At 63.8% G+C, this 20,488-nt stretch carries 19 protein-coding genes; 11 read left to right on the top strand and 8 right to left on the bottom strand.

The window, feature by feature from the left end; all coding sequences use genetic code 11:
* The first annotated feature begins 554 nt into the window (after positions 1 to 554).
* Both ndk and Q7T45_RS08490 read left to right on the top strand, forming a co-directional pair.
* Entirely contained in the window at positions 555 to 977 is a 423-nt protein-coding gene (gene ndk, locus Q7T45_RS08495; protein ID WP_304869667.1) for a nucleoside-diphosphate kinase, read from the top strand.
* A 62-nt stretch (positions 978 to 1,039) separates the two neighbouring features.
* The gene (locus tag Q7T45_RS08490) at positions 1,040 to 1,879 is read left to right on the top strand and encodes a TerC family protein (protein WP_304869665.1); all 840 of its coding nucleotides are present in this window, start codon (positions 1,040 to 1,042) and stop codon (positions 1,877 to 1,879) included.
* Between the two features lie 5 nt (positions 1,880 to 1,884).
* Here Q7T45_RS08490 and ppx read toward each other — a convergent pair whose 3' ends face one another.
* From ppx to Q7T45_RS08470, 4 genes are all read right to left on the bottom strand, one after another.
* Positions 1,885 to 3,387, bottom strand: coding sequence for an exopolyphosphatase (gene ppx / locus Q7T45_RS08485; protein WP_304869671.1), 1,503 nt, complete (start codon positions 3,385 to 3,387; stop codon positions 1,885 to 1,887).
* A 12-nt stretch (positions 3,388 to 3,399) separates the two neighbouring features.
* On the bottom strand, positions 3,400 to 5,598 hold the full coding sequence (locus tag Q7T45_RS08480) for an RNA degradosome polyphosphate kinase (RefSeq protein WP_304869663.1): 2,199 nt from the start codon (positions 5,596 to 5,598) through the stop codon (positions 3,400 to 3,402).
* Between the two features lie 150 nt (positions 5,599 to 5,748).
* Positions 5,749 to 6,423, bottom strand: coding sequence for a DnaA ATPase domain-containing protein (locus tag Q7T45_RS08475; RefSeq protein WP_304869661.1), 675 nt, complete (start codon positions 6,421 to 6,423; stop codon positions 5,749 to 5,751).
* A 10-nt stretch (positions 6,424 to 6,433) separates the two neighbouring features.
* Positions 6,434 to 6,976, bottom strand: a complete 543-nt coding sequence (locus Q7T45_RS08470) for a CDP-alcohol phosphatidyltransferase family protein (protein WP_304869659.1) — start codon at positions 6,974 to 6,976, stop codon at positions 6,434 to 6,436.
* Positions 6,977 to 7,134: 158 nt separating this feature from the next.
* Here Q7T45_RS08470 and purM point away from each other — a divergent pair, with 158 nt between their 5' ends.
* Genes purM through Q7T45_RS08450 form a run of 4 tightly spaced genes read left to right on the top strand, consistent with a single transcriptional unit; the run spans position 7,135 to position 10,629 of the window.
* Entirely contained in the window at positions 7,135 to 8,208 is a 1,074-nt protein-coding gene (gene purM, locus Q7T45_RS08465) for a phosphoribosylformylglycinamidine cyclo-ligase (protein ID WP_304869657.1), read from the top strand.
* Between the two features lie 19 nt (positions 8,209 to 8,227).
* Positions 8,228 to 8,881, top strand: coding sequence for a phosphoribosylglycinamide formyltransferase (gene purN / locus Q7T45_RS08460; protein WP_304869655.1), 654 nt, complete (start codon positions 8,228 to 8,230; stop codon positions 8,879 to 8,881).
* Positions 8,882 to 8,939: 58 nt separating this feature from the next.
* Positions 8,940 to 9,671 (top strand): glutathione S-transferase family protein, encoded by a 732-nt coding sequence (locus tag Q7T45_RS08455; protein WP_304869653.1) that lies wholly within the window; start codon positions 8,940 to 8,942, stop codon positions 9,669 to 9,671.
* Between the two features lie 28 nt (positions 9,672 to 9,699).
* Positions 9,700 to 10,629, top strand: coding sequence for a ketopantoate reductase family protein (locus Q7T45_RS08450; RefSeq protein ID WP_304869651.1), 930 nt, complete (start codon positions 9,700 to 9,702; stop codon positions 10,627 to 10,629).
* Between the two features lie 80 nt (positions 10,630 to 10,709).
* Here the strand turns inward: Q7T45_RS08450 and Q7T45_RS08445 are convergent, their stop codons facing one another.
* Positions 10,710 to 10,913 (bottom strand): cold-shock protein, encoded by a 204-nt coding sequence (locus Q7T45_RS08445; RefSeq protein WP_079602358.1) that lies wholly within the window; start codon positions 10,911 to 10,913, stop codon positions 10,710 to 10,712.
* Positions 10,914 to 11,492: 579 nt separating this feature from the next.
* Between Q7T45_RS08445 and Q7T45_RS08440 the strand changes: the two genes are divergently transcribed.
* Positions 11,493 to 12,452, top strand: coding sequence for an autotransporter outer membrane beta-barrel domain-containing protein (locus tag Q7T45_RS08440; RefSeq protein ID WP_370691240.1), 960 nt, complete (start codon positions 11,493 to 11,495; stop codon positions 12,450 to 12,452).
* Positions 12,453 to 12,495: 43 nt separating this feature from the next.
* Here Q7T45_RS08440 and Q7T45_RS08435 read toward each other — a convergent pair whose 3' ends face one another.
* On the bottom strand, positions 12,496 to 13,533 hold the full coding sequence (locus tag Q7T45_RS08435) for a LysR family transcriptional regulator (protein WP_304869644.1): 1,038 nt from the start codon (positions 13,531 to 13,533) through the stop codon (positions 12,496 to 12,498).
* A gap of 52 nt (positions 13,534 to 13,585) precedes the next feature.
* Here Q7T45_RS08435 and Q7T45_RS08430 point away from each other — a divergent pair, with 52 nt between their 5' ends.
* The 3 genes from Q7T45_RS08430 to Q7T45_RS08420 are packed head-to-tail and all read left to right on the top strand — an operon-like array spanning position 13,586 to position 15,392.
* The gene (locus Q7T45_RS08430) at positions 13,586 to 14,209 is read left to right on the top strand and encodes a hypothetical protein (RefSeq protein ID WP_304869642.1); all 624 of its coding nucleotides are present in this window, start codon (positions 13,586 to 13,588) and stop codon (positions 14,207 to 14,209) included.
* Positions 14,196 to 14,804, top strand: a complete 609-nt coding sequence (locus Q7T45_RS08425) for a GNAT family N-acetyltransferase (protein WP_304869640.1) — start codon at positions 14,196 to 14,198, stop codon at positions 14,802 to 14,804. The genes Q7T45_RS08430 and Q7T45_RS08425 overlap by 14 nt, the downstream gene beginning before the upstream one ends.
* Positions 14,805 to 14,810: 6 nt before the next feature.
* The gene (locus Q7T45_RS08420; RefSeq protein WP_370691239.1) at positions 14,811 to 15,392 is read left to right on the top strand and encodes an isochorismatase family protein; all 582 of its coding nucleotides are present in this window, start codon (positions 14,811 to 14,813) and stop codon (positions 15,390 to 15,392) included.
* A gap of 36 nt (positions 15,393 to 15,428) precedes the next feature.
* On the opposite strand, the gene rnd is transcribed toward Q7T45_RS08420, so the two are convergent.
* Positions 15,429 to 16,577 (bottom strand): ribonuclease D, encoded by a 1,149-nt coding sequence (gene rnd / locus Q7T45_RS08415; protein WP_304869638.1) that lies wholly within the window; start codon positions 16,575 to 16,577, stop codon positions 15,429 to 15,431.
* A gap of 431 nt (positions 16,578 to 17,008) precedes the next feature.
* Entirely contained in the window at positions 17,009 to 18,487 is a 1,479-nt protein-coding gene (locus Q7T45_RS08410; RefSeq protein WP_304869635.1) for a YdiU family protein, read from the bottom strand.
* Positions 18,488 to 18,712: 225 nt separating this feature from the next.
* Here Q7T45_RS08410 and aspS point away from each other — a divergent pair, with 225 nt between their 5' ends.
* On the top strand, positions 18,713 to 20,488 hold the full coding sequence (aspS, locus tag Q7T45_RS08405) for an aspartate--tRNA ligase (protein ID WP_304869633.1): 1,776 nt from the start codon (positions 18,713 to 18,715) through the stop codon (positions 20,486 to 20,488).

Genomic DNA, 20,488 nt, shown 5'->3' with positions numbered 1-20,488 from the left:
ATGGCAAATCGATCGGCTGGTCTTGCGATCGATCTGTTCGCTGTTGTCGGTGTGGCTGTTCATGACGGCATCCGGTTTGGTCATCGGTGGTGATGTTGCAGGACTAAGTCACCGGGCGGGAAATGGTTTCCCGCCCGGGGTGCATGGCATGGTCCTGCACCTCGGAATGGTGTGACAGCCGGCGCTGGTTCCGCTCCAGGGAACGCCGAATTAGCTCCGGCAGAGGGCCGGCCAGGGCTATTTGCCGTGCGATCGGGACAATTGGCTTACCGCGTGGGCTACCAGCCGCTGGCGGAACGACCCACCACGTCGGGACCAATCGCCGCACGTAGCCGCCGACGTAGCCACAGGCGGCGCGGCGGCGGTCAAGCGGGGACGCTCCAATAGCCTCGATGCCAGTCAGATCGACCACGTCCAGCGGGTGAGGCGGGGTACCGGGCTCTCCCCGCGACATTTCGCCTGATCGCTTGCCGGTTCCGCCCGGTCGCTTGCCGTTCCCTGGCGGCGCCGATATAAGCGCCGCAACTCCCACCAGCGCTTTCAAGGACGAGACTATGGCGATTGAACGTACCTTTTCGATTCTCAAGCCCGACGCGACCGCGCGCAACCTGACGGGCGCGATCAACGCGCTGATCGAAAAGGCCGGACTTCGGATCGTTGCCCAGAAGCGCATTCGCATGACCCGCGAACAGGCCGAAACCTTCTACGCCGTCCACAAGGCGCGTCCGTTTTTCGGCGAACTGGTGGATTTCATGATTTCCGGTCCGGTCGTGGTCCAGGTGCTCGAAGGCGAGGGCGCCGTGCTGAAGTATCGCGACGTCATGGGCGCGACCGATCCGTCCAAGGCGGCCGACGGAACCATCCGCAAGCTGCATGCGAAGTCGATCGGCGAAAACTCCGTGCATGGTTCCGATGCCGCCGAGACCGCGGCGATTGAAATCGCCCAGTTCTTCTCGGGCAACGAAATCGTCGGTTGATCGACAACCGAAGCGGCAGACAATAGCCGCTGAGAACGGCCGCGGGCCGGGGGGAAAATGCCGTGAACTGGGTCATGCAAATCTTAGATCCTGCGATCATCTCGAACTTCTTCACCCAGTTTCAAGTCGAGATGCAGCAGCCGACCTTTTGGGTCGCGCTCGGCAAGATCATGTGGATCAATATCCTGCTGTCCGGTGACAACGCGCTTGTCATCGCGATGGCATGCCGCGGGCTGCCGTCACGTCAGCGGTTCTGGGGCATGGTCCTTGGCGCCGGCGTCGCCGTTTTCCTGCGCATCATCTTCACGGGAATCGTCGTGACGTTGATGGCGCTGCCCTTCCTCAAGCTGGTCGGCGGGTTGGCGCTGCTCTTCATCGCGGCAAAGCTGCTGGTCCCCGAACATGAGGGCGAGGGCGACGTGGATGCGGCGGCGCATCTGTGGGCGGCCGTGCGGATCGTGGCGATCGCCGACATCGTGATGAGCCTCGACAACGTCATCGCGGTTGCCGCAGCCGCCAATGGCAGCATTCCGCTGCTGGTGATCGGCCTTGCGATCAGCGTTCCCCTGATCGTTGCCGGTGCCGCGCTGATCATGGCACTGCTCACGCGCATGCCTGGTCTGGTATGGGCGGGCGCAGCCTTGCTGGGCTGGGTCGCAGGCGAGGTCATGGCGACCGATCCCGCGATCGTTCCGTATCTGAAATCCTTCTTCAACGGCCCGGTCGGTGTCGCGCTCGACTCATTCCTCGCGCCGCTCAGAGTGTTCCCGCACTTTGCCAATGACGGTCATGGCGCCGAGGTGGTCTTCGGGATCATCGGCATCATCATCGTTCTGGTGGCGGGAGCGACGTGGCGGAAGCGCAAGCTGCAAGGCGAGGCGCATTCGGCGACGGCGGCTTAAGGCCGCTAGCGCCGCACGATCGAGCCGGCGCGGCCGACCAGCCGCGCCAGCTGCTTGAACCGGCTGCCGACGCGATCGGCGACCAGGTCGACCATCCTGTGTTCGAACACCAGCATCAGCTTGCGGCCCTGGCTTCGGAAGTGGGTCAGCGGCAAGACGCCGGGCCGTGCCGCCGATATCAGATGGGCGACGCGAAAGGCCGCGCCGAGCAGCCGCGCGCGCTCGACCATGGCCGGCGGCACCAGCTGCTGAATGATCGCGGGTGGTTCGTTCTGTTCGCTTAAGCCCGCGTAGCGATAGAACACCGACAGCGCGACGAAGGCCCGGCCCTGATGGCTGATCGAGCCGAAATTGCCGTTGGTAATGAGGTTGAGCGTCTGCTCGCCGCGGTAATCGGGATGCACCCGCCATCCGATGTCCGACAACAGGCAGGCGGCATGACGCAGGCGCCGATCTTCTTCGGTTTCCTTGAGCTTGACCACCCGGACCAGCCGATCGGTCCATCCGATCAGTTCCTCGGCGTGCCGGGTCGATCGCGACAGCAGTTCGTTCAACGACTGCGCGGCGCAGATCAAGCCATCCTTCGAGCGCTCGGCTTGCGGCAGCTTTGCGTACAGCAGGCCTTCGCGCACGCCGAAGGTGGAGAACACGATGGTCTTCGGTTTGGCGACGCGAATGATGTATTCGAGGACGAGGGCGGCGTAGGCCAGCAGCGGCCGGCGGGCGTCGGCGATGGCTTCGATATCGGCCAGCATGTTTGCAGCCGCCAGGCGGCGCAGCCGCTGCGCGAAATCGAGCGCTTCCGCCGCCGGGATCGAATAGCCGTGCATGACCCGCAGGGGATAACCGCTCTGGATGATGTGGATGCGGGCCAGCGCCCGCCACGTTCCGCCGACCGCATAGAAGGTGCGGCCGCTGCCGGCCTTGAGCAGTGCCACGTCGTCAAGATCCGTCTTGACGATGCGTTCAGCGCGCTTCAGCGATTTTTGCGAGACGTCCTGCAGCGCCAGACTTCCGAGCGGCAGCGTCACGCCGCGGCGAACCCGGTTGCCATGCACGTCGATCAGTTCCAGCGAACCGCCGCCGAGATCGCCGACGATGCCGTCGGGCTTGTGGATGCCGGAAACCACGCCCAGCGCCGACAAATACGCCTCGCGCGGACCGGTCAGGATCTCGATCGGACTGCTGCAGATGCGTTCGGCCTTGGCGATGAAGTCGGGGCCGTTGCTGGCGTCGCGACAGGCGGCGGTGGCGATCGCATGGACGCGGCCGACCTTCATCACCCGGCATAGCGCGCGAAACCGCCGCAGCGCGGTCAGCGCCCTGGCGACGGCGTCCGGCGCCAGCAAGCCGGTGCTCTGGACCTCGCGGCCGAGGCCGCACAGCGCCTTCTCGTTGAAGATGGTGATCAGGCTGCGCGCCATCTTTTCATAGACGACGAGGCGCACCGAATTCGAGCCGATGTCGATGACCGCGACGCTGGACGCGCGTTTGCGCGGCCGCTTCACCACGTCGCCCCCTCAGGGCGACTGATGACGCTCGGAACGGCGCGTGAGGCGGCGCGGCGAAGATTCCTTGAGAGACTTTCCACGGCCAGACAGACTCGGATTCGTCATGAAGTAATCGTGCAGATTGAAGGGCTCCTCGCCCTTCGCGGCCTTCATACGCGTTGACGATCCATCCGGCAACAACTGCCAGCTCTGCTCGGTATCCTTCAGGTTCGCGACCATGATTTGCTCGAGAACCTGCTGATGCACCGTGGGATTTTGCAGCGGACAGAGGATCTCGACACGGCGGTCGAGGTTGCGCGGCATCATGTCGGCGGAGGAGATATACACAGTAGCTTTTGCGCTTGGCAGGCCCTGTCCCATCCCGAAGCAGTAGATTCGGCCATGTTCGAGAAAACGGCCGATAATCGACTTGACGCGGATGTTCTCCGAAAATCCGGGAATGCCGGGCCGCAGGCAGCAAATTCCGCGCACGATCAGCTCGATCGAGACGCCGGCCTGCGACGCTTCATAGAGCGCGTCGATGATGTCGGGGTCGACCAGCGAATTCATCTTCAGCCAGATTGCACCCGGCTTGCCGTGACGGGCGAAGTTGGTCTCGCCGCGGATATGTTCGAGCATGCGCTCGCGCAATGTCAGCGGCGACACCGCCATCTTTTCGATGTCGATCGGTTCCGCATAGCCGGTGATGTAGTTGAACACCCGCGCGGCGTCGCGCCCGATGATCGGGTCGGACGTGAAGTAGGAGAGATCCGTATAGATGCGGGCGGTGACCGGATGATAATTGCCGGTGCCGGTGTGGACATAGGTGGTGAGGCTGCCGCCCTCGCGGCGTACGACCAGCGACAGCTTGGCGTGGGTTTTCAGCTCGATGAATCCGTACACCACCTGTACGCCGGCGCGCTCGAGATCGCGCGCCCAGCGGATATTGGCTTCCTCGTCGAACCGCGCCTTGAGTTCCACCAGCGCGGTCACCGTTTTTCCGGCCTCCGCAGCCTCCACCAGCGCCCGCACGATCGGCGAGTTGTTCGAGGTGCGATAGAGCGTCTGCTTGATCGCGACGACATCGGGGTCGCGAGCCGCCTGCTGCAGGAACTGGACGACGACGTCGAAGGATTCGTAAGGGTGATGGACGATCAGGTCCTTCTGCCGGATCGCGGCGAAAATATCGCCGCCGTGATCGCGCACGCGTTCGGGATGGCGCGGGACGAAGGGCACGAATTCGAGATCGGGCCGGTCGAGCCTGGTCAGTTGCGACAACTCGTTCATCGCCAGCACGCCGTCGACCAGCAGGACCTCGTCGTCGGCGGTGGAAAGCGCGCGCTGCACGAAGGCGCGCAGCTCTTCCGGCATCTTGGCTTCGATCTCGAGCCGGATCACCGAGCCCCGCCGCCGGCGTTTCAGCGCGGTTTCGAACAGCCGAACCAGATCTTCCGCCTCTTCCTCGATTTCGAGTTCGGAGTCGCGGATGATGCGGAAGGCGCCCTGGCCCTTGACGGTGTAGCCGGGAAACAGCCGGCCGATGAACAGGCCGGTGGCTTGCTCCAGCGTAATCAGCCGCATCGCGCCGTCCTTGCCCGCGGGCATCCGGATGAAGCGGTCGATCTTGCCGGGCATGCGGATCAGCGCATTCATCGGCCTGCCGTCGGAGACCCGCGCCAGCTGCAGCGCAACGGTAAATCCGAGACTCGGGATGAACGGGAAGGGATGCGCCGGATCGATCGCCAGCGGCGTCAGCAGCGGGAAAATGTTGTGGAGGAAATGATCCTCGATCCAGGCCCGCTCGGTTTTGGTGACGTCGCGACCGTCGACCAGAACGATGCCGACCTCGGCCAGAATGCCGCGCAGGTCGCGCCAGATCGCCTGCTGATCGCCGGCCAGACGGGAAACCTTCTCGTTGATCTGGACGAGCTGCTCGGACGGGGTCAGGCCATCGGGACTGCGCTCGGTAATGCCCTCGCGCACCTGGGCCTTGATGCCGGCGACGCGGACCATGAAGAATTCATCAAGGTTGTTGGCGGAAATCGACAGGAATCGCACCCGCTCCAGCGCGGGATGGCCGGGATTGACCGATTCCTCCAGGACCCTGCGGTTGAAGTTCAGCCAGGAAAGCTCGCGATTGATGAAACGTTCGGGGCTGGACGCCATTGCCGGGGCGGCTTCGGCTTCCGAATCTTTCTCTTTAATTACAAAAGCTTGCTCGGATTCCATCAAAATTCAGTCCAATCCTGCGCGGTGCTTGCGCCGTTCCCGGCAAATGCGCAGCAGAGCATGTGTTATCGCAACGACGTTTCAATGACATTGATGTTCCCAGCCGCGGCGCCGTCAAGGTGACACAGCGTCCAAAGAGTCGCAGCCGGATCAGGCGTTGCGGAATAATTCCGCCGCCAGCGCCCGGGTCACCGGGCGGCCCAGCCGCAGGGCTTCGCTGTCCAGCAGTTCGACGGTCTGGCGCACGGCGGCATAGGACCGCTCGATCCGGGAGGCGAGATAACTCACCACGGTCTCGTCGATCGCGAGCTGGCGGTCCGCGCAGGATTTGACGATCAGGGCGCGAAACAGCTGGTCGTCGGGCGGCAACAGCGTCACCGCCGGCACCGCGCGCAGGCGCGAGCGCAGATCGCGCAATTCGACCTCGAACGCCGACGGCGGGTCGCGCGCGGTGATCAGCACGAATGCCTCGTCCTCGCGCGCCAGATTCATCAGGTGGAACAAGGCCCGTTCGTCGACATCGCCGGGCCTCAGATCTTCGACCATCAGCGCCCCGGTCGCCAGCGCGCCGGGCACCGCGGCCGCGGTCAGCGCATGCGCCGAAATCGAGCGTGCGCCGGCTTGCTCGGCCCAGATCGCGGCGAGGTGGCTCTTGCCGCAGCCCTCCGGGCCGACCAGCAGCATCACGCGGTTGGGCCATTCCGGCCAGCTGTCGATCAGCGCCAGGCCCGCGGCATTGGCCGGACCTTCGAGAAAATTGTCGCGCGTCAGGCTCTCTGCGTGCGGCAGCGCGAATGCAAGCTGGCGGGGAACGCGGGCGGCCACGCAAATCTCTCTAGGTTATTTCGACGGTACTCATGTGCCGCACCCACTCCACGAGATAGAGCGATACGGAAACCAGCGTAAAGACCGTGACGAAACCCATCAGGATCAGATCGTAGGGGGTCGGATTGAAGCCGAAACCCAGCGAACCAAGCACCAGTGCCGCGAACGCCACCTGCATCACCGTATTGAGCTTCGACACCATCAACGGTTTCATCGGGATCGGCTTGCCGACCAACCATGACACAATCACGGCGGCGACGATCATGATATCGCGCGAGACCACGAGGATGACGATCCAGCCCGGTACCGCGCCCCAGGTTCCGAGCGCGATGTAGATCGAGACCAGCAGGGCCTTGTCGGCCAGCGGATCGAGCAGGGCGCCCAGTTCGCTGGCCATATTGAAGCGCTTGGCCAGGAAGCCATCGACGGCGTCGCTGACCCCCGCAACGATGAAGATCGCAAAGGCGATCGCCATCTGGTTCGACGCAATTGCCCACACGATGACCGGCACCAGGAGGATGCGGCCCAGCGTAATGATGTTCGGAATACTCAACTCGGTCGCTTCCCGGCTACCGGCCTGATTTCGCAAATGATCCAGCCCTTGGCAGCCCAGACCGGTTCCTGTCTACATAGTACACTCGGGGGCCGCTTGCGAGCCATTGCACGATGACGGAATCCGACGTAACCAGCCGCCTTCATCTGGATTAGGCCATGATCGACCGCAAAAACGGGCTCACTTACGCGGATTCGGGCGTCGACATCGATGCGGGCAATCGCCTGGTCGATCTGATCAAGCCGATGGTGCGCGCCACCGCCAGGGCGGGCGCCGACGCCGAAATCGGCGGGTTCGGCGGATTGTTCGATCTCAAGGCCGCGGGCTTCAAGGATCCGGTCCTGGTGGCCGCCACCGACGGAGTCGGCACCAAGGTCAAAATCGCCATCGAGACCGGCCTGCATGGCGGCATTGGCATCGATCTGGTGGCGATGTCGGTCAACGACCTCGTGGTCCAGGGCGCCGAACCGCTGTTCTTTCTCGACTATTTCGCCTGCGGCAAGCTCGACCCCGAGGCCACCGCGGCGATCGTGGCCGGCATCGCCGAAGGTTGCCGGGAGTCGGGCTGCGCCCTGATCGGCGGCGAGACCGCGGAAATGCCGGGCCTCTACAAGGGCGGTGACTACGATCTGGCCGGTTTTGCTGTTGGCGCCGCCGAACGGGGCACGTTGCTGCCGCGCGGCGATATCGCTGTTGGAGACGCCGTGATCGGGCTCGCCTCGTCGGGGGTGCATTCCAACGGGTTTTCCCTGGTCCGCAAGATCGTCGAGCAGTCCGGCCTCGGTTTTGAGGCACGGGCGCCGTTTTCGCCGGTCATGACGCTGGGCGGCGCGCTGCTGACGCCGACCCGGCTCTATGTCCGGTCCTGCCTGCGTGCGATCCGCGAAACCGGCGCGGTGAAGGGCCTCGCCCACATCACCGGCGGCGGCTTTACCGACAATATTCCGCGCGTGCTGTCGAAACATCTCGGCGTCGGCATCGATCTGGCGCGCCTGCCGGTGCTGCCGGTGTTCAAGTGGCTGGCAGAGCAGGGCGGCATCGCCGAACTCGAGCTGCTGCGCACCTTCAACTGCGGCATCGGCATGATCGCCATCGTCAGGCCCGACGCGATCGAGGAAGTCTCCGCCATTCTCACCGAGGCCGGCGAGAGCGTGGCGCTGCTCGGCGAGGTGATCCCGGCGGAGGGCGAACATCGCGTGGTCTACAACGGTCATCTCGACCTCTCATGGTAAGATCTTGCATGGTGAGACCATGAAGCGCCGGGTCGCCATCCTGATTTCCGGGCGCGGATCGAACATGGCCGCGCTGATCGAAGCGGCAAGCGCAAGCGATTTTCCGGCCGAGATCGTGGTGGTGATTTCCAACCGCGCCGATGCCGGCGGGCTCGAACGGGCGAAGGCCGGCGGCATCCCGACCGTCGTCATCGAGAGCAAGCCGTTCGGCAAGGACCGCGCGGCGTTCGAGGCGGTGCTGCAGGCGGCGCTGGATCAGCACGGGGTCGAGCTGATTTGCCTCGGCGGTTTCATGCGGCTGTTCACGGCCGAATTCGTCCAGCGCTGGTTTGGCCGGATGCTGAACATCCATCCCTCGCTGCTGCCGTCGTTTCCGGGCCTCGATCCGCAAGGCCAGGCGCTGCGCGCCGGCGTCAAGATTTCCGGCGCCACCGTGCATTTCGTCATTCCGGAAACCGATGCCGGCCCGATCCTGATGCAGGGCGCGGTTGCGGTCGCCGATGACGACACGGCGGAGACGCTGGCGGAGCGGATTCTGAAAGTCGAACACCGCATCTATCCCGATGCGCTGCGGCTGCTCGCCAGCGGCCGAGCGCGTCTCGAAGGCGACATCTGCAAGAAGTCGGCCAACGCGAACCCCGACGGTACGCTGATTTCGCCCACGGCTGGATAATTCAGCACCACTGGTGCTACGAGTTCATTGCATTGCGTCGCCGATATCGGGAGCTTCCATGATTGCCTTGTTCGGTTCCGGTCCCAATTTCGGACTTCCTGACGCCAGCCCTTTCGTCACCAAAGCCGAAACTCTGTTGCGGATGTCGAAGCTGCCGTTTCAGAAAGCGCCGATGAGTTTCTCAAAGGCGCCCAAGGGCAAGATTCCCTATATCGACGATGACGGTGAAGTGCTCGGCGATTCCACCCTGATCCGCTGGCACCTCGAAAGGAAGTACAAGGTCGATTTCGATCAGGGGCTGACGAGCGAGCAACGCGCGATTGCCTGGGCATTCGAGAAGATGGCCGAGGACAATCTCTACTGGGCGATGGTCCATGCGCGCTGGATGGATGATGCCAACTTCCAGAAGGGCCCGCGGGAGTTCTTCAAGGCCGCGCCCGCGATCATCCGCCCGCTGGTCGTCGCAATGGTCCGGCGCAGGGTCAGGAAATCCCTGCACGGCCACGGCATGGGACGCCACAGCGCGACGGAGATCGCCGAGCTGGGATCGCGTTCGCTGCAGGCCATCGCCGACTATCTCGGCAGCAAGCCGTTCTTCATGGGCAATGAGCCGTCCGGAGCGGACGCCGCCATCTTTGCGTTCGTCATCAGTTCGATGTGCCCGCTATTCGAGTCGCCACTGCAGCGAGCGGCCGCGAGCCACGACAATCTGAGGCGTTATGTCGGCCGCATGGCCGCGCGCTTCTATCCGGAGCTTGGCGAGATCGCCGGCTGCAAGGTTTCAGCTTGAAAGGTTTGGGCTTGAAGGGAAAGCAGAGATGGCAAAGATCGCGATAGTCGGCTGTGGCGCCATGGGATCGGTCTATGCCGCGCTGATGGTCGATGCAGGCCATGAGGTCCACGCCGTCACGCTGTGGCCCGATCACGCCGAGGCGATGGCTTCCAAAGGCCTGCGCTGCGAGGGCGCCAGCGGCGACCGCACGGTGCCGATTCATGCCTCGACAACGACCGACGGTATCGGACTGTGTGACCTCGTCATCATCGCCACCAAGGCCTTCGACGTGGAGGCGGCGGCGCGGTCCTGCCTTCCGTTGCTGGGTCCCGAAACCATCGTGCAGACCATCCAGAACGGCCTGGGATCGCCGGAAATCGCCGCGCCCATCCTCGGCGCCGATCGTATCGCCGTTGGTGTGGTCGGCGGTTTCGGGGCGTCGATACGGGCACCCGGCCATGCCCACCACAATGGCATGGAGATGATCCGCTTCGGCGCCTTTGCCGGCTTGCCGAAACAGCTGCTGCAAGCCTCGGGAAAAATCTGGGAGTCGGCCGGCTTCAAGGTCGCGCTGTTCGACGACATCAAGCAGATGGTCTGGGAAAAGCTGGTCATGAATGTCGCGTTTTCCGGTAGCTCCTGCATCACCGGACTGACCATCGGGCAAATCCTCGACGATGCCGACGCCTGGAGCGTGGCGCGTGGCTGCGCCGAGGAGGCGGTCGCCGTAGCAAAAGCTTCCGGTGTCCGGCTCGACGTCGGCGATCCCATCGAGCACATCAAAAAGCTCGGCGGCAAGATTCCCGACGCGCGGCCGTCGATGCTGCTGGACTACAATGCGGGGCGCCGATGCGAGGTGGATGCCATCAATGGCGCGATCCCGCGGCTCGGCAAGCCGCTCGGGGTGGCAACGCCGGTCAATGACACCGTGGTCGGCCTGATCCGGGCGCGCGAACGCCGGATGCTCGCCAGCTGAAACGTTTTCGAGCGGCAAATAAAATCCCCCGGCGCGAGCCGGGGGTGCATCATGATTGCTTGCGCCAATCGTGACGAAGTCTATGAGACCTTCAGGTTTTCCGCGGAGCTCTTGCCGCGATTTTCCACGAGGTCATATTCGACAACCTGATTTTCGTTGAGGGTTGAGAGCCCGGCGCGCTCGACCGCCGAGATATGGACGAACACGTCCTTATCGCCGGCCATCGGCTTGATGAACCCATAACCCTTGGTCGGGTTGAACCACTTGACGGTGCCTTTCTGCATCGCCTGTCTCCTGGTCTAGACATAAAAAAGACGCGGCCACGCTTTTCGCGTGCCACGCCACAAACGGGCTTCCGGAAGTCTGCTGAATTTCCGAGTCTTGAACTTCATCGTCGCGAAACGCACAGTCGAACGGCCTAGATCCGATTGTACCTGATATTGCAACACGAAATTGTCGCGTTAGCAAGCCTCTGGCACGGCTCAGGAAATCTGGCCGGAGAACAGGATTGCCGGTGACCAGCTGTGGCAGCGGAACAACAACGCCCGGCAATCGGCGGCTGCCGGGCAGCCTGACCGATTGACGCTCCCGGCGAACTCAGCGCAAATCGCCTTGGGCCAATGGGGATTTTGGGATTTTTCTCGAGCTGGCGCTCTTTTTCTGGATTGGACTTCATGCGCTGCCCATCGCCCTGGCGAGCAAATAAGACGGGGGCCGGCCGCCATCGCGTGCGGCTCTCACGCGTGCAGGTCTTGGCGATGGCCTTGCTCCTCGCCGTTGCCACTGTGTCGCAGGCGCAGGCCCAGTCACCCAGCCCAACGCCAACCCCGACACCAACGCCGACCCCCAGCCCGACACCGACGGTGATCAATTCGAATTTCTCGGCCGGCTCGACCGTGACCAACCTCGGCAGCAATTTTCTCGAGCGCCTGGGCAACAAGGCGACGTCCGGCTTCGACAAGGCGATGCGAAGCAATCCAGGCGGTGGCGGCGCTTCCGAGAGCACGGAGGCGCCCCGGTTCCGCAGCTGGGCAGAGGGTTACGGATTGACGGCGACGACCGGTCCGCTCGGTTACTTCGTCGGCGATCGCCGCCGCACCTATGGCGGCGTCGTCGGGGTAGGGGCGCGCGTCGCGCCCGGCGTCAATGTCGGATTCTCCGTCGATCAGAGTCACACCGCCATCGACATTCCCCTGGCGCTGCAGTCGGCAACGCTCGATCTCACCCAGTTCGGGTTCAATGCCTCGGTCGACAAGGGACCGTGGACCTGGGCCGTCGCGCTGGTCCACGGCTTCGGCAAGGTCAATTCAAGCCGCGACACCGGGTTCGGCTTCGCAACCGCCGGCTATAACGCCCGCCTCGGCGGCGCCCTGACCGAACTCAGCTATTACTGGAGTTCCGACCAGAGCCGCATCGTGCCGAAGGTCGCGTTCGAATATGTCCGGGCCTCCACAGGCTCGCTGCAGGAGACCGGCGGCCTCGATCCGGTGATGGCAACAGGCGCCACGGCGGAGCGCGCGCGGATCCTGATCGGGGCCGAAGTCGGACGCTACTGGATTTTCGATCAGAAGATTTTCGACGTCTCGGCCTACGGCAAGTTCGTCGACAATGTCGCGCAGAATTTCAACTCGGTCACGGTCAGTCTCGGCGCGCAGAGCGTCGTCGTGCAAGGGATCGGCGAAAGCCGCTATGGCGCCGACGCCGGCGCCTCCGCTTCGCTCAGCCTGAGCAACACCGCGCGCCTCTACCTCAATTATGACGCCAAGTATCGCGCCGCGATGCGGTCGCACCAGGGCACGCTCGGCCTCGAGCTCAAATGGTAGCGGCGCGATTTACAGCGCGCGCCCCCCGCGCCTGATGGCCCGGTCAGGCCGGGCCTGCGGCGACGTATCCCTGAAGCCCGAAATTCGCTCGCGCCGCCGCCATCAGCGGCACGAGGTCATCGGGATGAATGAACTCGTCCTTGAAGCAGGGATAGGTTTTCGGGTCGAATATCTTCTTCAGCCAGTCGATGACGATCTTGTGGCGGTCGGAGTTGCGAAACTCCTTGTGGTAGGTGAGCCAGAGATCGGCGTGGTGGCGGACGCCGAGATCGACGGGGACCAGGTCCGCTCCCAGCGCGACGGACGATGTCGGCAGGAAACCCATTCCAGCACCTCGCTCCACGGCATAGAGAACGCCGATGCTCGAATTGGTCTTGATCCCGACAATGCCTTCCAGCGACGTCACTCCCAACACCCGCGCATAGGCGGAATCGTCGACCTGCGGCGCATGCTGGATCACCAGCCGGTGGTTGTGGATTTCGGCCAGCGTGGGCACGCCGTGCAGCTTGCGGTACCCTTCCGAAACGAAACCATAGATGTGAAGCCGGCCGAGCTTGGTGACGATCAGATCGGGGTTGGTCGGCCGCTCGAGCTGGATGGCGATGTCGGCCTCCAGCCGGGCGACGTCGGCCTGCTCCATCGCGCAGCGAAGGTCGACGGTGATCTTGCGGTAGGTTTTCTGGAAGTCGATCAGCCTCGGAAGGATCCAGAAATTGCCGGGGCCTTCGGTGACGGCGACGCGGACCGTGCCGGCGGTATCGTCCGTCTGCGCCGCGCGCCGGAAAATGTTGAAGGCGTGACGTTCCATTTCCATCACGTCGCCGATCATCGCCGCGCCCTCGGAGCTCAGCGTCAGGCCGCTCTGGTCGCGCAGGAATAATTTACAGCCGATCGACTCTTCGAGCCGGTCGATCCGGCGCATCAGCGTGGTGCTGGTGAGGCCAAGTCCCTCTGCCGCATTGCGAAAGCTCTTGTATCTCGCGCATGCCAGAAACGATCGCAGATCATCCCAGGACGCATCCAGAACTTCGTCATTCCGGTGCTGCGTCACCGCAGCACCCCGGTGCAATAGTTGCTGCATACCCTAAATCCCTGCCCGGTATGGTGCTCACCCGGAGCAGGAGCGACGATAGATGCGCGACCCGATTATGGAAAGGGCCACTTTGGCCGCAAAACGCGATTTCGATCTGTTGCCGAGAAGCGCGGAGATCGCAGTGCAACCCGCGCTGCGTTCCGAGCTTGGGGCGCTTGCCCACATGGCAAACCGGCTGGTGCCCGGAGTTCAGATTACGGAACCTGACCTCGAGCGATATTACACCTTCGACCCCGGCAGCATTCTTACATTTAGCCGAAAAGGCAAACTGCTTGGGGCGGTGGCGTTTCTCTATCTCAACAGCCGCGGCCACGATGCGCTCATTCTCGACGACATGAGTCTGACGCATCCCGACATTGGACTGCTCGCCGGTTCCTCCGAGCCGGCGTCCGCGATCTATGTCTGGGCGATCGCCGGGCAGGGCAGAGCGATGGCGGGACTGGGCAACGTGTCGACGCATCTTTCCCAGCCGCGGCTGGCGCCGGCCGATCTCTACGCCCAGCCCTCGAGTGCGGACGGGCGCAATCTGATGATCGCGATCGGTTTCGAACCGATCCCGAGCTACCAGCACGAACTCTGGCGCTACCAGCGCCCCTGGAACCGTGTCCCGTTGAACGCGCCAACAGCCCAACCGGCGAGGAGCTTTGCAGATGCACGGCACTAACATTCCAGCTTCCATCAAGACGCCATCGCGCTCGATCACCGTTCGCATCGCGCGCGACCCCAACGACCTGATGCTGGTGACCGCGATCCGGTCCGCGGTTTACCTCGCCGAACAGGATTGCCCGATCGAGGAGGAATTCGACGGCAACGATCTGGTGGCGGCGCACTTCCTCGGATTTGTCGGAACCGAGCCTGCCGGCTGCCTGCGGGTGCGGTTTTTCGGCGAGTTCGCCAAGGTCGAGCGTCTTGCCGTGCGCCACCAGTTCCGGCGCTCGCGCGTGTCGTTCAAGCTGGTGCAGGCCAGCGTCGACTACGTCAAACGCAAGGGATTCAAGAAGATCTACGGCCAGGCGCAAGACCGGCTGGTCGACTTCTGGGCGCATTTCGGCGCCAAGCCGCTCGGCCACAACCGCAAGATCACCTTTTCGGATTTTTCCTATACCGAGATGGTGCTCGACATCGAGCCCGGCGCCGACGCCATCACGCTCGACAGCGATCCCTACGTGATCATCCGGCCGGAGGGCGACTGGGACAGGCCCGGCGTTCTCGACATTTCAGCGGCGCGCGCCGTGACCTCGCCGCTGCGCACGGTGTAAGTTTCGATGATGAGCCATCCCAAACTGGCGGTCTCGATCCACGACGATCCGCCGATCCTGGTCTGCGCGGATCTGCAGACCGAGTATCTCACCGAAGGCCGCCGCCACGTCATCGCCGATGCCGAGGCGATCACGGCGCGCTGTCGCGAATTGATGACGCTGTGGCGCGGCAACCTCTGGCCGATCATCCACCTGAAGCGAATTGCCCAGGCCGCTTGGTTCAATCCGGCATCGAACCTGACGGACTGGATCGCCGAGTTGAAGCCGAGGCCCGGAGAGCTTGCATTCGAGCATCCGCTGCCGTCGGCCTACAGTTCCCAGCGGTTCGCCGAATACATGGCGAACATGAAGAGCATGCGCTGCGTGGTATCGGGGTTTTCCCTCGATGAAACCATCCTGTCGACCGTGGTCGACGGGTTTCACCGCAGCCACCGCTATCAGGTGGTCAGCGACGCCGTGGCCTGCCGGCGCCAGGGGATCGGCGACGCGGCTTCCTACAAACTGGCGGTCGTCAATGTGGTCGGCAATTTCGCCGGCGTCGTCGACAGCGCCGACCTGATCGAAGCCAACACGGTGATTTCGGTGTGACGCGTCCGGGACACCAGTCATGGACCCGCTGATGGGCTAGGCGCGATCGACCCGAATAACGCGCCCCTTTTCGATCGCCAGCGCCAGCCGGCCCTGCTTCAGCGACAACGCCGCTTCGCCGAACAATTCGCGGCGCCAGCCGTGCAGGGCGGGCACGTCGGCATTATCGTCCGCCGCGATGTCTTCGAGATCGCCGACCGTGGCAATGATCTTGCTGGCGACGGCGTGGCGTTCCGAGGTCATGCGCAGCAGCACCTTCAACAGCTCGACGATCGCCGCACCATTTGAATTGCCGCGCGGCTTTTCGATCTTCGGCAGCGAAGCCGGATCGCGCGCCAGGCCGCGCTGCACGGCGGCGACGATGTCGGCGCCCCATTTCGAACGGTCAAAGCCCTTCGGCAGCGAGCGCAGATTGGCCAGGCGTTCGTGACTGGTCGGCCCGTGGGTGGCGATGTCGCCGACCGCGTCGTCCTTCAGCACGCGGCTGCGCGGCACGTCGCGGCTCTGCGCCTCCTGTTCGCGCCAGGCGGCGACCTCCATCAGCACCGCCAGCTCCTTCGGCTTGCGGACCCGTGTCTTGAGCCGCTCCCAGGCGCGTTCGGGGTGGAAGTCGTAGGTTTTAGGCGAGGTCAGGACCTCCATTTCCTCGCTCACCCATTCGCTGCGGCCGCGCTTCTTGAGATCGGCGTCGAGGGCCGCGAACACGTCGCGCAAATGGGTGACGTCGGAGACCGCATAGTGCATCTGCTCGGCGCTCAGCGGCCGGCGCGACCAGTCGGTAAAACGGTGGGTCTTGTCGGGCCGGTGGCCGCAGATGCGCTCGACCAGCTGGTCGTAGGCAATGGAATCGCCATAGCCGAGCACCATGGCCGCCACCTGGGTGTCGAAGATCGGGTGCGGAATGGTGCCGGACTGGTGCCAGACGATCTCGATATCCTGCCGGGCGGCATGGAAGACCTTCAGGACCTTCTCGTCCGCCATCAGGTCGAAGAACGGCTTGAGGTCGAGCCCCTGGGCCAGGGTATCGATCACGACCGCTTCCTCGGCGCTCGCCATCTGGACCACGCAGAGCAGGGGATAGTAGGTGGTTTCCCGCAGGAACTCGGTATCGACGGTGATGACCGGGTGTTTCGCGAGCCGGGCGCATACCGCGGCAAGGTCGGAGGTGGTGGCAATCAGATCCATGAACGGTCCATAACGCTTTTGAGACGCGTTCGGCCGAAAGCGCTGATATGTCAAGGGTCTTGCGGCGAATTCATGCCTTGCATTTTGGCCCGGCCGGGATTTTTCGGCCGGGACTCAGGGCCGCCGGGACGCCGATGGGCGGCCCGGTCCGGTCAAGTCCACCCGTCCCGCAAATGGGTCCCGTCAGTAGTCGCCAACCTGCCGCGAGCGCCGCCGTTGCGACGGGGTGGCCAGCACGATGATGCAGAGCGCCAGCATCGCCAAACCCATGAACTCAAATACCAATACGTCAAACACGATAGTTTCCCCAGCCAGGCCGTTAGACTTGTAGGGAACCCATTGACTGATTGTTAATTTAGGGAACCGCAGGCCCGGGTGCGCGATCGGATGGTGCATGCGCGTTTAAAAAACGGGGTTAACGGCGAAGGCTTTCACGTCCCGCAAAACGTTCGCAGCACGCACTGGTGCGGCTGCGGCGGATCGGCGTAGCCCGCAAACGCCGGCTGGTCCTGATACGGCTTGGCCAGCACCGTCAGCATTTCCTCGAACGGCGCGAAATCGTCGCGGTTCACGGCGGCTTCGATCACCGCTTCTATCTGGTGATTGCGCGGGATGAAGGCCGGATTGACCGACCGCATCGCGGCCTGCCGCTCGGCGGGGGGCTGGGGCTCCTCAAGAATCCGTTGCCGCCAACGTGCGGCCCATTCGTCATAGGCTGTTGGTTCGGCGAACAATTGCCGGACTTCGGTATCGCCGTCGGGATCGAGCGCGGCGTCGCTCAGGCGCCGGAAGGTCAGGGTGAAGTCGGCCTGGTTCTTCGCCATCGCGTCCAAGAGGTCCTGCACCAGCGCCTCGTCGCCGTCGCGCGCCGTGAACAGGCCGATCTTCCGGCGCAGGCCGCTCTGATAGGCCGACGTGAACTGCTCCGCGAACCCGCCGAGGACGATCTGGGCTTCCTCGATCGCCTTGTCCTTGTCGTCCGACAGCAGCGGCAGCAGGCATTCCGCCAGGCGTGTCAAATTCCAGAGCGCGATCCGCGGCTGGTTGGCATAGGCGTAGCGGCCCTGTTCGTCGATCGAGCTGAACACCTTGGCGGGGTCGTAGTGATCCATGAACGCGCAGGGGCCGTAGTCGATGGTCTCGCCCGCAACGGAGGAATTGTCGGTGTTCATGACGCCGTGGATAAATCCGACCAGCAGCCAGCGCGCCACCAGATCGGCCTGCCGCGCGATTACGGCTTCGAGCAGCGCGCGATAGGGCCGCTCGGCCTCGGCGGCGTGCGGGTAGTGCCTGGCGATGACGTGATCGGCCAGCCGCCGCACGCCCTCGGTGTCGCTGCGCGCCGCGAAATACTGGAAGGTGCCGACGCGAATATGGCTGGAGGCGACGCGGGTCAGCACGGCGCCGGGCAACGGCGTCTCGCGCATCACGTTCTCTCCCGTGATCACGGCGGCGAGCGACCGCGTGGTGGGAATGCCGAGTGCTGCCATCGCCTCGCTGACGATGTATTCGCGCAGCACCGGGCCGAGCGCAGCGCGGCCGTCGCCGCGGCGCGAGAATGGCGTCGGGCCGGAGCCCTTGAGCTGGATGTCGCGGCGCACGCCGTCGGCATCGATGACTTCACCGAGCAAAATCGCGCGGCCGTCGCCGAGCTGCGGCACGAAATGGCCGAACTGGTGACCGGCATAGGCCATCGCGATTGGGTCGGCGCCCTCGGGGATCCGCTTGCCCGCCAGGATATCGGCCCCGTCGGGGCTTTCGAGCAGGTCGGGATCGAGGCCGAGCTGCACCGCCAGCGGCCGGTTCAGCTTGATCAGGCGCGGCGCGGCGACCGGGGTCGGCACCACACGGGCGAAAAAGCTCGCCGGCAGCGCCGCATAGGTGTTCTGGAAGGGAAAATGGACCGTCATGGACTTCAAGATAGGCGCGCGGGGAGAATAGACAATCGTCTTCGGCCATTGCCCGCGGATGGTCCGGTTTTTTGCCCGTTTTTCCGGTCCCAACGCCGGTTTCGGCGGCCAAAATCGACCCCGCCTTCGGTTGCCGCGCCTGACCGCGTCGGGTAAACCCTGACCCTCCTCGGACGGGCTCTTGGCCTCGATTCGACCTCTCCGACATCTGTTTTTGGGAATACCATGCATCGCTACCGGTCACATACATGCGGCGCGCTCCGTGAGAGCGAAATCGACCAGACGGTTCGGCTGTCGGGCTGGTGCCATCGTATCCGCGACCATGGCGGCTTGCTGTTCATCGACCTGCGCGACCATTACGGGCTCACCCAATGCGTGGTCGATCCGGATTCCGCGGCCTTCAAGGATGCCGAAAAGCTGCGCGCGGAGTGGGTGGTGCGGATCGACGGCAAGGTCCGCCGGCGGCCCGCCGGCACCGACAATCCGGATTTGCCAACCGGCATGGTCGAGCTTTATGTCAGCGAAATCGAGGTGCTGGGTCCGGCCGCCGAACTGCCGCTGCCGGTGTTCGGCGAGCAGGAATATCCTGAGGATATAAGGCTTAAGTACCGTTTCCTCGACCTTCGCCGCGACAAGCTGCACCAGAACATCATGACCCGCGGCGCGATCGTCGATTCCATGCGCAAACGGATGAAGGAGCAGGGCTTCTTCGAATTCCAGACCCCGATCCTGACCGCGTCGTCGCCGGAAGGCGCGCGCGACTTCCTGGTGCCATCAAGGATTCATCCGGGCAAGTTCTACGCGCTGCCGCAGGCGCCGCAGCAGTACAAGCAGCTGCTGATGATGTCGGGCTTCGACCGCTACTTCCAGATCGCGCCGTGTTTTCGCGACGAGGACCCGCGCGCCGATCGCTTGCCGGGCGAGTTTTATCAACTCGACGTCGAAATGAGTTTTGTGACGCAAGACGACGTGTTTGCCGCGATGGAGCCGGTTGTTACGGGCGTGTTCGAGGAGTTCGCCAAGGGCAAGCCGGTGACAAAGACATGGCCGCGGATCCCGTTCGCGGAGGCCTTGCGCAAATACGGCAGCGACAAGCCGGATCTGCGCAATCCGATTGTGATGCGGGACGTCTCCGAGCATTTCCGCGGCTCCGGCTTCAAGGTGTTCGCGCGGATGCTGGAAGACCCCAAGAACCAGGTCTGGGCGATCCCGGGCAAGGGCGGCGGCTCACGCGCATTCTGCGACCGGATGAACTCCTGGGCGCAAGGCGAGGGCCAGCCCGGTCTCGGCTACATCATGTGGCGCGAGGGCGGCGAGGGCGCCGGTCCGCTCGCCAACAACATCGGCCTGGAACGGACCGCCGCGATCCGCGATGCCCTGGGCCTGAAGGAAGGCGATGCCGCCTTCTTCGTCGCCGGCGATCCAGAAAAGTTCTGGAAGTTTTCGGGGCTCGCGCGAACGAAACTCGGCGAGGAATTGAACCTGATCGACAAGGATCGGTTCGAACTCGCCTGGATCGTCGACTTCCCGATGTACGAATACGACGAGACCGAGAAAAAAATCGACTTCTCGCACAACCCGTTCTCGATGCCGCAGGGCGGTCTCGAGGCGCTGCAAACCCAGGACCCGCTGACCATCAAGGCGTTCCAGTACGACATCACCTGCAACGGCTACGAGATCGCTTCCGGCGGTATCCGCAACCACCGGCCCGAGGCGATGGTGAAGGCGTTCGAGATCGCCGGCTATGGCGAGAGCGACGTGGTCGAGCGTTTCGGCGGCATGTACCGTGCGTTCCAGTATGGCGCGCCGCCGCATGGCGGCATGGCGGCCGGCGTCGACCGCATCGTCATGCTGCTCTGCGGCACCACCAATCTGCGCGAAATCTCGCTGTTCCCGATGAACCAGCGGGCCGAAGACCTGCTGATGGGAGCGCCATCGGACGTGGCGCCGAAGCAATTGCGCGAGCTGCACATCCGGCTCAATCTGCCGGACAAAAACTAG

Source organism: Bradyrhizobium sp. (genome assembly GCF_030646015.1).
In the GTDB taxonomy this organism is placed as follows: Bacteria; Pseudomonadota; Alphaproteobacteria; order Rhizobiales; family Xanthobacteraceae; genus Bradyrhizobium.
This window is presented reverse-complemented; position numbering and strand designations above follow the sequence as displayed.